This window comes from Streptomyces sp. 5K101 (genome assembly GCF_046506645.1).
Taxonomy (GTDB): Bacteria; Actinomycetota; Actinomycetes; order Streptomycetales; family Streptomycetaceae; genus Streptomyces.
In genome coordinates this window covers 26,051-37,930 of record NZ_JBKFFO010000003.1, presented here as the reverse complement: position 1 = coordinate 37,930, position 11,880 = coordinate 26,051, and the positions used below count along the sequence as shown (strand labels likewise).

Here is an 11,880-nt window from a genome sequence, read left to right as displayed (position 1 = left end):
GTCTCCCGTGCGGGCTCGTCCCCGGCGGCCCGGTCCACTGTGGCCTTCACCGCTACTCCGCCGGGGCCTCGTCCTCTTCGGCCTCCTCGGCCGCAGCGCGCTGCACGAACATGCCCTGCACGGAAGCCTCCTGGCCCTCTGCGGCCTCCCGCTGCAGGGGGGCGGCGGGGGCCGCGGGAGCCGGGGCGGCCATCACCCGCTCGGCGTTGGCCACGGCCTCCCGCTCGAACCGGTCGGACGGATCGCTGACCTTGATGCCCCCGGCGGTCTCGGTGCCGTCCACCGGACCCGACCGCTGCTGCACGACATGCGTCAGCTCGTGCGCCAGGGTGGTACGCCCCTGATGCGAACCGGGATCATAGGCGTCCCGCTGGAACACGACGTGCGAACCGACCGTGTAGGCATGGGCGTTGACGGACTTCGCCGATTCATGCGCGGCGGAGTCCGTGTGAACCCGTACGTCGCCGAAGTCGTGCCCGAGCCGGGCCTCCATGTCGGTGCGGACCTCGGCATCGAGGGGCCTGCCGCCACCGGAGTTCACCACGTCGTGCACGGGGAAGCGCTGCACGACGGCCCCGACACCGCTGTTGCCGAGGGCACGTTGCAGCCGCAGCATCCCGCCGGGGCCCAGCACATCGGCCCGCCCGCCGGCCGCCGCCTTGAGCAGCAGGGCGTCCGGGACGCCCCCCTGGTCCTGCTCGGCCTTCGGCCGTGGACCGGCCGCGAACTCCGCGTCGTGCTCGTGGCCGTGTTCGTGTCCCTGCATCTCTCCCCCTGACCCGGGTGCCGCTGTGAGGGCTCGGTCGCCTGGCTCACCTGTCACCATCCGCCGTACGGCGTCCGTCGGACAGGGACCTCCGGTGCCCTCCGGGGGCAGGGCCGACTGCCCCTTCGGGAAGCAGCACGGGGCGACGGCTACCGCACAAGGCCCACATACGGCCCGAACTCGCTCTCCAGGCACAGTCGGCCCAGCTTCCGGTACTCCCTCGCCACCGCTGCCACCAGATCCACCATCGAGACCGGACGCTCAGCCTCCGCCGCCAGGTAGGCCGCCGTGACGGCCGCGGAGCGGATGTCGCCACCTGCCAGCTCGAACGCCCTGCCGCAGAAGGCCAGGTCGATGTCGTCGGCTCGGGGGAGTGCCGTGCCCAGGCAGCGGTCCCACAGCGCCTCTCGCTGCTCGGCGTCCGGCAGCGGAAAGTCCACCACCAGGTCCAGGCGGCGCGTGAACGCCTCGTCCAGGTTCGCCCGCAGGTTCGTCGCCAGCACCGCCAGTCCGTCGAAGGTCTCCATCCGCTGCAGCAGATACGCGCTCTCCACGTTGGCGTAGCGGTCGTGTGCGTCCTTCACCTCGGAACGCTTGCCGAAGACCGCGTCCGCCTCGTCGAAGAGGAGCACCCCGTTGACGCCCGCCGCCTCCGTGAAGATCCGTTCCAGGTTCTTCTCCGTCTCCCCCACGTACTTGTCCACGACCGTCGCCAGATCGACGGTGTACAGGTCCAGGCCCAGCGCCCCCGCGATGACCTCCGCCGACATCGTCTTGCCGGTGCCCGAGTCGCCGGCGAAGAGCGCCATCACTCCGCGTCCGCGCCCGCCGCCCGGCCGCATCGCCCAGTCCCCCAGCACCCGGTCCCGGTGCCTGGCCCGCGCTGCCAGCTCCCGCAGCTGGCCCAGTACGCCCGGGGGGAGGACGAGGTCGTCCCAGCCGACCGCAGGCTGGATCCGGCGGGCGAGCCGCTCCAGACCGGAGGTGCTCTGGGCCCGCGCCCCGTGGAGCAGTTCCGCCTCGCCCACCGGGCCGCGCCACAGAACCGCCTGCTGCCGTGCCACCGACGCCGCGCGCCGCATTTGCTCGGGGGTGAGGACGAAGGCCGCCACGGCGTCCCCCGTGCTCCCGTCCTCCAGCACCTGCCGCCACAGCGCCGCCCGCGCCGCGGCACCCAGCCGTCCGACCTCCACCAGCAGGGGCGTGCCGTCCGACCACTGCGGGTCCCAGCCCGCCTGGCCTGCCAGCAGTACCGGTACGGGCAGCCCGGCCAGGGCCCGCAGCAGCTCCAGTCGCTCTGCCAGCGCTTCCACCGGCGCGGCGATCAGGCCCGCACCTGCCAGCGCGGCCTCCCGGCCGGCCGCGCGGACCAGCGCCTCGGCGCCGGTCTGCCGGGCCAGCCGCGCCAGGTCCAGGGCGAACGCCCTGCGCCCCGCCCCGGCCAGGGCGTCGGCGGCCAGCTCCTGCGCGGTGCCGCCGGCGGGCTCCCGTAGATACACGGGCGAGATCGCCTCCCGTACGGCACCGGCGAGCCGCTCCGGCAGATCGCCCAGGACCCCGTCGGGCAGGACCCCGGCCGGCACCGGGCGCATCACCTCCGCCAGTACCGGGTCCATGGCGTCATCACCCAGCAGATTGCTGGTGACCCGGTCGGGGACCCGCAACGACCGGCCGAGGAAGGGGCGTTCCGACTCCTCGACGAGCAGCAGGCCACGCTCCACCAGCGGTGCGTCGGCCGCCAGCCGGGCCCGCGCCCCGGCGGAGACCGCGGCCACCCCGCACAGGCCCAAGGCCAGCCCGATCGTCGGCCGCCGGCGCGTCACGTCATCGTTGAGATAGCCGTAGAGCTGCTCGAACCGGCGGTCGAGGTCCGGTGCCAGCGCGATCAGCAGCAGCTCCACGTCCAGCGGCGTCAGGCCGAAGTTCCGTTGGAGCGCGGTGAGCCGGGAGGACTCGGCGGCCCGCTCCAGCGCCTCCCGTTCGGGCACGTCCCCCGGGTCGTCCGGCCTCGGCACGGTCTGCGGCTCGTCCAGGATCCGCAGGACAGCGTCCTCCGACAGGTACAGGCCCCGGAAGGGGTCGTCCGCCTCCGGGTCCACGGCCCGTCGTGCCTGCACTGCCCGGCGTACCCGTGCCTCGACGATCCCGAGCCGTCCCAGCAGATGGTCCATCAGGCTCCCGTCCGGTCGCCCGGGCGGCGCGCGCGTCGCGGGCCACGCGGGGCCGGGACCGGTACGGACGCCGGGGGCGCGACCGGCGCATGGATGTCCGACAGGTCGAGTGCCAGCCCCTCCTCCACCGGCGGCCCCGCCGGGTAGACCGGCGCCGTGGTGACGGGCGTGCTCACCACCACGTCGAGCGAAGGCTTCAGCTCCCCTCCCAGCGCCGACCACACATCCGCGAACGCCCGGTCCTCGGGCGGCGGCAGCGCGATGGAAACCGGCACCGGCAGCCCTGTCGCCGTCAGTTCGGGCCCCAGCCGCCCGGCCGGCAGTGCGTCGTGCCGGAGAAGGCACGCCAACAGGGCGGACAGCAGCCGGTGTTCGTCCTCCGGCCGCTGGGTCCACGCACTGATCAGGTACGAGAGCTTGAAGTAACGGGGCGGCAGGGTCCGGGCCGTGACCCGGCCCTGCTCGTCGTAGATGTTCTGCCGGCCGCGAGAGCGTCGCCGCAGGTCCTCGCGGATGTCGTACAGGTACAGGTTCACGGTGGGCGTGTTGCGCCGGGCCGCCCACTCCCGGGTGGGCGCGTCGAAGACGACCTCGACGTCCGCACCCTCCCCCACCGCTTCTGCCCGCACCAGATCCCGCAGTGCCTCGTCCACTTCATGGATCATGTCCGAATCACCTGCGCCACTGGAAGTCGGACGGCTGCAGCACGCCGGGCACCACCAGGTACTCGGCCTTCACTGCGCGGAACAGCGGCACGGGCACCGCGTCGTGCGTCGCCCGCAGTTCCCGCGGCCCCAGCGCGTCCTGTACGAGGACGAGCACCGGGGCCGAGAAGGTCCCGTCCGCCCGGACCACCACCGGCGCGGACGCCGCCGTCACGCCCTCGCTCCAGCGCAGCCGGACCGTCGCCCCGGGCGGGAAGGAACTGCCGAGGGCCTGGGTGACCGCACCGGGCGGTCCCAGCTCGGGGCTGAGCCGGAGCGCGGGCCGGCGCACGGTCAGCGGTGCGCTCGCCGTGTTGTTGCCGGGGTTGCTGTCCGAGCCCGTTGTGGTGACCGTCGCCGTGATCACCCCGGTCAGTGCCCGGTCCGCCGCCAACTGCAGCCGTACGGTGGCGCGGGCCGCGGGCGCCAGGTCCCCGAGGGCGCAACCGTCCACGGTGAGGCACGGCGGCCGGGACACCGACACGATCCGGAGCCCGGGCGGCACGACGACCTTCAGCGTCAGCCCGGTCGCGGTGACCGGCCCGCCGTTTCGGACGGTCACCTCGGCGGTGATCCGGCCGCCCGAGTACGCCGTGCGCGGCCCGGCGGTCACGGACGCGGACGGGTCCGCGGAGCGCCGCGGGGGCGGCGGCCGCTCGTCCACGGTCAGCGGGGCCGAGGCGGAGTTGTTCCCCGGGTTGGTGTCGGGGCCGGGCGTCGTGACCGTACCGGCGACCGATCCACGCAGGGCGTTGCTCGCGGTCACCACCCGGGTCACGCTCACCGTGGCTCCCGGCGCCAGGTCCCCGAGGGGGCAGCCGGTGGCGGCGCAGGCGGGTGTGGCGGTGACGACGGTCAGCCCGCTCGGCAGTACGGGCGTCAGCAGCACCGACTTCGCGGGGGCGTCGCCGAGGTTCCGTACGGTGTAGACGATGGTCGACCGGTCACCGGCCGGCATCCGGGAGGGCGTCGCGGTCACGGAGACGGCCGGGTCGGGCATCCGGGGGTCGACGACGGTCAGGTCCACCGACGCGCGGTCGTTGTCGGGGTCGATGTCCGGCGTGGTCGCGGTCGCCCTGCCCTCGATCGTGCCGGAGAAGGCGTTCCGGGCCGTGTAGACGAGGGCGACCTTCTTCTCCGCGCCGGGAGCGATGCTGCCCAGGTCGCAGCCCGCAGCCGGGCATTGCATGCCGGACACGAGCGTGAGGCCGGGCGGGACGGTCGGCGTGAGCCGGACGTTCCCGGCGGTCGCGGTGCCGGTGTTGCGGACCGTGAACTCGACGGTCGACCGCTCGCGGATCGTGATGACCGGTGGAGTGGCCGTGGCGGTGACCGCCAGGTCCGGGACCACGACCTGGACGGCCAGCTCCTCGGCGTTGTCCTGCGGCTGATGGTCCGTCAGGCCGCTCTCCGCGGTCGCTGTGATCGTCTGTGCGCCCGGTGCCACGCCCTTCACGCGCAGCTCGATCCGCATCTCGGTGCCGGACGTCAGCACGCCCATGTCGCACACCAGGCGCCGGGCGTCGGCCGGATCGGCCGCGCAGGCGCCCGCCGGACCGGACGGCGCGACGAAGTCCAGGCCGGTCGGCAGCTCGACGCGGACCTTGGTCCGCGGCGCGTCGGCGACGCCGTGGTTCCGCACGACGAGGACGATCGTGCCGGTGTCGCCCAGCATCAGCGGCGAGTCGTGGGTGGTGAGGTGGACTCGCAGGTCGGCGCTCGGCTTCCAGGTGGGCTGCTGCTGTCCGTTGTCGAGCTTGCCGGGCAGCGTCTCTCCCCGGCCGTTCGCCGGGTCGACCACCCTGATCCGGCGGTCGGGCACCGAGTCCCCGCCGGCCACCGCCACGTCGACGGCCAGCCGGCGGCCGTCGGGCGACCAGGCGGGGTTGTCGGGCATGTCGTATCCCGGCCCTTCGCCGTCGGGCGCGGGCACGGCGAGAGGGCATGCGTCGCCGAAGGGCACGAGCCCCCGGCAGCGGGAGCCGTCGTCCCCCGTCTCCAGCACCATCCGCGGCCCTTCGTAGCCCGAGAGGGGTGCGGCACGCAGGCCCGGCTCGATGGGCACGGCGGTCTGGCGGACGAAGGCGATGCTGCCGGTTCCGGGCCGGTAGGCGGGCCGTACGTCGACCACGCGGCAGGCGGGGCTGCCGCACTGCGCGGCCGACACGTCGAACTGCCCGCCACCGCTCGGCATCGCCCCGGCGGTCCAGATGTGGCGGTCGCGGGTGTCCTCCTGGAGCCGGAGGGGACCGTCGGAGGTTCCGGCGCCGTCATGCGAAGGCGGCCCATCACCGACGGGAGGCCCGCTGCCGTCCGACGTACCGCCGCTGTCGACGGCCGTCCTGGCGCCACCCGGGGCGGGCCCCCTCAGCGGTTGTCCCGGAACCGCGTTGATCCCCCCGCAGTAACTCCACCGCGAGAAGGCGAGCTTGCCGCCGTCCGGTGACCAGGTCGGGTCGCGATCGTCCGAGTAGCACACGAATCCGGGCCTCGTCGGCTCCGGTACGACATGGAGCAGCTGTCCGTCCTGCGGTCCCCGGGAGACGTCCACGACCACGATTCGCGCATCCGGATACGGGTCGCGGGGGGTGGGAGGCGCCGAGCGGGCGAAGGCCAGCTTGGTGCCGTCCGGGGACCAGGCCGGCCGCTCCTGTAGCTCGCTCGCGCCCATCCCGTCGTACCTCAGCGGGACGGCCCGGGCCAGCCCGAGCTCGTCCCCCACGAGGATCCGCTGGGTGTCGGGGGCGTCCGGCCGCCCGGTGGTCCGTACGAAGGCCGTCCTGCGCCCGTCCGGCGCGTACGCGGGATCGGACAGGGCGCTCTCCTCGCCCTGTGCGGCCTGCAGTTCGAGCCGGTCCAGCGGTACGGCGGCCCGCTGGCTCTCGATGTTGAAGTCCTCCGGATCCTTGCCGGACACCATGACGACGGGCTCGCCCCCGGCCGGGGTGTGCCAGCCGACGTTCTCCGTCTCGTACCCCACGACCTCGTACGGGTCGAACAGCGGCGTGCCCCGGCAGGTGCCACAGGCCTCGGACCTGGCGTCGACGAGGTACGGCTCACCGGACAGGAACACCAGCTCCGTGCCGTCGGGCTTCCACGCGGCGCCGTGTCGCGCATCCTGACGGCTCTCCCCGACCGCCAGGATGTCGGCCCGCGTCTCCCCGCGGCCGGCCGCGGGGACGGTGGCGAGCGCCTGCTCGTCCTCGTCGGTGCGGGTGATGTACGCGATCCGGTCCCTGCCGCCCGGGACCGCGGGCTCCCAGACCGGCCTGGCCGCCGGAGTCCGCCCGTACGAGACCGGGACCTCCGCACCGCCGGCGGCCACGGTCCTGCGGTAGGCCCGCTCCTGCCGCGTGAAGACGAACTCCGTGCCGTCAGGAGACCAGTCAGCCCAGTCCGCGTCGCTGACGGCCTCGCGCAGCCCGGTGCCGTCCGTGCGGACGACCCACACGGAGGGCTGCGTACCGCCGAACCGGCCACGGGTGTCGTCGCAGCGATCGGCCGACGTGCGGCTGCCCTCGCCGCCGTCGTTCTCCCATGACACGAAGGCGATCCAACGCCGGTCGGGGGACAGCACGGGATCGGCCAGCCGCCGGCCGTCCAGGTACACGACCGCGGTCACCGGCCCGTCACCGGTGCGTCGGAACAGTCCCTCGCCCGTACCGCTGCGGTCGCTGACCCAGACCATGTCGTCGCCGCGTGCCGATGCCTGGCAGTCGTTGCCCGCCGCGCCGGGTGGCAGCAGTGGCGCAAGGGCGCCGCGCGGCCCGATCGTGGCCACGCTGCGATGCGGGCCGTCGCCGACGTAGGCGATCCGGCCCGGATCCGGCGGGAGTTCGTCGGCGGCCGGCGCGGGCGGGGGGTCGGCAGCCGTGACGGCGGTGCCCGCGGCAGGCGTCGCACTCACGAGCACCATGGCGAGCAGCAGACCCAGCCCTCGCCGCCCCCGGACGGAGCGGAAAACACCTTCAAGCACGCGCGTCCGCCGGACGTTTCCCCCGCGCCTCCCAGGGATGCCCCCGGGACGGCGCCGACAGCATCCGGACAGCCCTCCTCAGAACGACCCTGTCGGAAGCGCACCCCGCAGGCAGCCCGAGAAGGGGCACGGGTCGGGGTAGCCCCGACTGCCCCAAGAGGCAACGCCTCCGGGCTGCGCGAACGGGCGGGCCCGACCGATCGGATCGACCGCGGCCGGGCTCGCCCTTCGTGCGGGCCGGTCGGCCCGGCTCAGATGAAGCCCTGCCGCATCGCGTACGCCACGGCGTGCGAACGATTGCGCAGCTGCAGCCGCGTCGTCACGTCGTGGAGAATGTTCTTGACCGTACGCTCCGAGAACGCCAGTGTGCGCGCGATCTCCGCGGTGTCGCTGCCCTCCGCGATCAGCCGCAGCACGTCGACCTCCCTGGGCGCCAGCCCGGTGAACGCGAGGCCGCGCGGATCGAGCACCTGCCGCTGCAGCCGCCCCACCTGGTCCAGCAGGCGCCCCAGCAGGTCCGCGGGCACGCTGCCCTCGCCGCTCGCCGCGGCCGTGATGACCTGCACCAGCCGGTCCGTGGACGCCTCGGAGCGCCGGACGACACCCAGCACCCCGCACTCGGCGGCGGCAACCAGCCCGGCATCGTCGATTTCGGTGGCCACGAGCACGGTGCCGAATCCACCGCCTCGCTGGAAACGGCGCAACGTCTGCATCTCCGTCTCCCCGATCCGGTCAACAGACACCACGGCCACGACCGGCCCGTCGTTCTCCTCCTCACTCAGCAGCTCGAGTTGGGGGCAGTTCCTCAACTGCCCCGCCAGTCCGGCGCGCGAAATCGGGTCCTGCGCCACCAGCCGCACCCGGATACGCTCCGCGCCGCTTTCTCCTTGGTATCGCATGTTCAGCATCCCCCCAGTTCGGCGCGCCCCCACGCCATGCGAGGGCGGCGCCTGTCGTGCCAGGCACTTCCTCACCTGTCGTCCAGTGAACACCCGGGCAGTCAGCAGCCGCTCCACGCCGGCTCAACGGGCAACGCACCGTGCCCCCAGGTGTGTCCGTAGGGGAGCAGGCCCCTCCGGCCCGAGTCCCTACCGTCCCCACATGACCACTTCCGCTCTTCTGGACGCCTCCCCCGCCTCAGTGCTGCCCGGCGAGGAGGCCCGGATCCCGCTCGAGATCCGCAACGGCGGAAACGTCGTCGAGGCCTACGGTTTCGAGGTCCTGGGTCCGGCCGCCGACTGGAGTGTGGTCGAGCCGGCGACGCTGTCCCTGAACCCCGGCACGGGCGGGCAGGTGGAGCTGGTGGTCCGACCGCCCCGGGACACCACTGTCCCGCCGGGCGCACTCACCTACGGCGTACGGGTGCTGCCACAGGAGCAGCCGGAGTACGCCACGGTGCCGGAGGGCGTCCTGCACATCCGGCCGTACGCCGATTTCACCGCGGAACTGACCCCGCGGCTGGGCCAGGGCCGCACCGGTGCCCGATTCCAGGTGGCGTTGGACAACCGCGGCAACTATCCCCTGTCCGTTGCCCTTTCGGGCACGGATCAAGGTGATCTGCTGAAGTTCGGGCTGCCTTCCGGGACCACAGTGGTGGAGCCGGGGCGGGCTGCGTTCGTGAAGCTGCCCGTCAAACCGAAGAGGTGGATGTGGCGCGGGGTGGCCGTGCCACACGTCTTCCAGGTGATCGCGGCCCCGGCCCCCGGGCCGGAGGGGGCGCCGGAGGTGGCCCCGGTGCCGCTCGACGGCAGTCTGCTGCAGCGTCCGATCGTCTCGGCGGGCCTGCTGAAGCTGCTGATCGCGCTGCTGGTGCTCCTCGGCGTGCTGGCGGGTCTGTGGTTCGGGTTGCTGCGGCCGGTCGTCCGCAGCGCCGCCAAGGAGGCGGTGAAGGTTCCGGTCGAAGCGGCGGAGTCCAAGGCGGCCGAGGCCAAGGAAGCGGCGGACGAGGCCAAGGAAGCCGCGTCGGCCGGCGCCGGGGGCGGCAAGCCGGGCTCGGGCGGCAGTGCGGCGCCGTCCCCGTCGGCCTCGGCGACTCCGGGCACAGGCCCGGCCCCGCTCCCGCAGGCTGCCCTGTTCTCGCACCGCCTGACTCCCTCGGCCCCGGCCGGCCGCACGGCCGCGGCGACGTACACCGTCCCGGACGGCAAAGTGCTGCGCCTGACGGATCTGGTCCTCGAGAACCCTCAGGGCGACGCGGGCACCATCACCCTGTCGGTGGACGACAAGGTCCTCCTCGCCCCCGCGCTGGAGAACTTCCGCGAGCAGGACTTCCACTGGGCATCGGCGATTCTGGCGGGCCCGGAACAGAAGATCACGGTGACCCTCTCTTGCCGCACAGTGGGCCGCCCGCCCTCCGGCCCGGCGCCCGACAGCTGCAACTCGGCGGTCCTCTTCAGCGGCACGCTGGAGTAATACGGCAGGAAGGCGGGTCAGCGCGCCCCGTACACCGGCTGCGGGGGCTCGGACTCGGCGAGCAGCTTCAGGGCTGTCTCGCCCGCCTCTGCAGGGGTCCAGCGGGCGCCCTTGTCGGCGGTGGGCCCCGGCCGCCAGCCCTCCATGACGGTGATCCGGCCGCCCTCGGCCTCGAAGACCCGGCCGGTGACCCCGGCGGAGGCGGCGGAGCCCAGCCAGACGACGAGCGGGGAGACGTTCTCCGGGGCCATGGCGTCGAAGCCACCGCCCTCGGGGGCGGCCATGGTGTCGGCGAAGGTCTGCTCGGTCATCCGGGTACGGGCGGCCGGGGCGATGGCGTTGACCTGGACGCCGTAGCGGACCGTCTCGGCGGCGGCCACGAGGGTCAGGCCGACGATGCCTGCCTTGGCGGCGGCGTAGTGGACCTGTCCGACGCTGCCGAGCAGACCGGCCCCGGAGCTGGTGTTGATCACCCGGGCCTCGGGCGTACGACCGGCCTTCGCCTCGGAGCGCCAGTGTGCGGCGGCGTGCTTGAGCGGCAGGAAGTGCCCCTTGAGGTGGACGCGCATGACGGCGTCCCAGTCGTCCTCGCCGAGGTTGACGAGCATGCGGTCGCGCAGGAATCCGGCGTTGTTGACGAGGGTGTCGAGGCGGCCGAAGGCGTCCAGGGCGGTGGCGATCAGCGAGACCGCGCCGTCGGCGGTGGCGATGTCGCCGCCGTGCGCGACCGCCTCTCCGCCGAGCGCGCGGATCTCGTCGACGACCTGTTGGGCGGGCGCGGCGGCCGCTCCTGTGCCGTCGAGGCCGACGCCGAGATCGTTGACGACCACCTTCGCTCCCTCGGCGGCGAAGGCGAGGGCGTGCGCGCGGCCGAGCCCGCGGCCCGCCCCCGTGACGACGGCGACGCGTCCGGTGCACAGTCCGGTCATGGGTCTGTCCCTTTCGGTAGGCGAATCGGAGCCTCGGTGGGGGCGGCCCGCCCCTCGACAGGGACGGCCTGCCGGAGGCGGCCAGGTGATCAGTCGATGCCGGTGGCGGCGTCGAGGAAGGCCGGGCGCTCCCCGCCGCCGTGGACTTGGAGGCTCGCCCCGCTGATGTACGCGGCCCGGTCGGAGGCGAGGAAGACGCAGGCGTCGCCGATCTCGGCGGGGTCGGCGAGCCGGCCGAGCGGCACGGTGCGGCCGACGGCGGCGATGCCCTCCTCATCGCCGTAGTGCAGGTGGGACAGCTCGGTGCGGACCATGCCGAGGACGACTGTGTTGACCCGCACCTTCGGCGCCCATTCCACGGCCATCGAGCGGGCGAGGTTCTCCAGACCTGCCTTGGCCGCGCCGTACGCCGCGCTGCCCGGTGACGGGCGGGTCCCGCTGACGCTTCCGATCATCACGATCGACCCGCCCCCGCGCTGATGACGCATCACCTCGTACCCGGCGAGGGAGGCGGTCAGCGGCGCGAGGAGGTTCAACTCGACGACCCGGGCATGCCGTTCGGCTCCGCCGTCGCCGAGCATCCGAAAAGGCGTTCCGCCGGCGTTGTTGACCAGGGTGTCCAGCCGGCCGTGGTCGTTCCGCACACGTTCGAAGAATTTACCGACCGCCTCCGGGTCGCGCAGGTCGAGGGGAAGGAAGCGGGCCGTGCGCCCCGCCGCCTCGACGGGCTTGTCCGGAGGCCGTCGGGCACAGGTCACCACCTGCGCCCCTGCTTCGAGCAGGGCCCGGGTGATCCCCGCGCCGACGCCCCGGGTTCCGCCGGTGACGACCGCGACCGACCCGGACAGATCAGTGATCGCTGCCAATTGACACCTCCCGCGGTGAGGGAACCGCTGCTACCGTCACCTAACAAACGTTTGGT

At 73.6% G+C, this 11,880-nt stretch carries 8 protein-coding genes; 1 reads left to right on the top strand and 7 read right to left on the bottom strand.

Features of this window, described 5'->3' with window-relative positions:
• Nucleotides 1–52: 52 nt before the first annotated feature.
• The 5 genes from ACLB9X_RS06000 to ACLB9X_RS05980 all read right to left on the bottom strand — a co-directional run bounded on the left by ACLB9X_RS06000 (nt 53) and on the right by ACLB9X_RS05980 (nt 8,633).
• Nucleotides 53–766, bottom strand: a complete 714-nt coding sequence (locus ACLB9X_RS06000; protein WP_410359186.1) for a DUF4157 domain-containing protein — start codon at nt 764–766, stop codon at nt 53–55.
• Between the two features lie 149 nt (nt 767–915).
• On the bottom strand, nt 916–2,937 hold the full coding sequence (locus ACLB9X_RS05995) for an ATP-binding protein (RefSeq protein WP_410359185.1): 2,022 nt from the start codon (nt 2,935–2,937) through the stop codon (nt 916–918).
• Nucleotides 2,937–3,602 (bottom strand): DUF4255 domain-containing protein, encoded by a 666-nt coding sequence (locus ACLB9X_RS05990; RefSeq protein ID WP_410359184.1) that lies wholly within the window; start codon nt 3,600–3,602, stop codon nt 2,937–2,939. The genes ACLB9X_RS05995 and ACLB9X_RS05990 overlap by 1 nt, the downstream gene beginning before the upstream one ends.
• Nucleotides 3,603–3,609: 7 nt before the next feature.
• Complete coding sequence (locus ACLB9X_RS05985) at nt 3,610–7,548, bottom strand: CARDB domain-containing protein (RefSeq protein WP_410359183.1); 3,939 nt, start codon at nt 7,546–7,548, stop codon at nt 3,610–3,612.
• A gap of 320 nt (nt 7,549–7,868) precedes the next feature.
• On the bottom strand, nt 7,869–8,633 hold the full coding sequence (locus ACLB9X_RS05980) for a response regulator transcription factor (protein WP_410359182.1): 765 nt from the start codon (nt 8,631–8,633) through the stop codon (nt 7,869–7,871).
• Between the two features lie 85 nt (nt 8,634–8,718).
• On the opposite strand from ACLB9X_RS05980, the gene ACLB9X_RS05975 reads away from it, so the two are divergent.
• Nucleotides 8,719–10,029: a hypothetical protein gene (locus ACLB9X_RS05975; RefSeq protein ID WP_410359181.1), complete on the top strand. Its 1,311-nt coding sequence runs from the start codon at nt 8,719–8,721 to the stop codon at nt 10,027–10,029.
• Nucleotides 10,030–10,046: 17 nt separating this feature from the next.
• On the opposite strand, the gene ACLB9X_RS05970 is transcribed toward ACLB9X_RS05975, so the two are convergent.
• Together ACLB9X_RS05970 and ACLB9X_RS05965 are read right to left on the bottom strand one after the other, a co-directional pair.
• The gene (locus tag ACLB9X_RS05970; RefSeq protein WP_410359180.1) at nt 10,047–10,958 is read right to left on the bottom strand and encodes an SDR family oxidoreductase; all 912 of its coding nucleotides are present in this window, start codon (nt 10,956–10,958) and stop codon (nt 10,047–10,049) included.
• Between the two features lie 89 nt (nt 10,959–11,047).
• Nucleotides 11,048–11,824: an SDR family oxidoreductase gene (locus tag ACLB9X_RS05965; protein ID WP_410359179.1), complete on the bottom strand. Its 777-nt coding sequence runs from the start codon at nt 11,822–11,824 to the stop codon at nt 11,048–11,050.
• Nucleotides 11,825–11,880: the final 56 nt, after the last annotated feature.

Coding starts and splice junctions, on each gene's coding strand:
- ACLB9X_RS05970 (WP_410359180.1), bottom strand. CDS start 10,958: ATGACCGGACTGTGCACCGGACGCGTCGCCGTCGTCACGGGGGCGGGC.
- ACLB9X_RS05975 (WP_410359181.1), top strand. CDS start 8,719: ATGACCACTTCCGCTCTTCTGGACGCCTCCCCCGCCTCAGTGCTGCCC.
- ACLB9X_RS05995 (WP_410359185.1), bottom strand. CDS start 2,937: ATGGACCATCTGCTGGGACGGCTCGGGATCGTCGAGGCACGGGTACGC.
- ACLB9X_RS06000 (WP_410359186.1), bottom strand. CDS start 766: ATGCAGGGACACGAACACGGCCACGAGCACGACGCGGAGTTCGCGGCC.
- ACLB9X_RS05990 (WP_410359184.1), bottom strand. CDS start 3,602: ATGATCCATGAAGTGGACGAGGCACTGCGGGATCTGGTGCGGGCAGAA.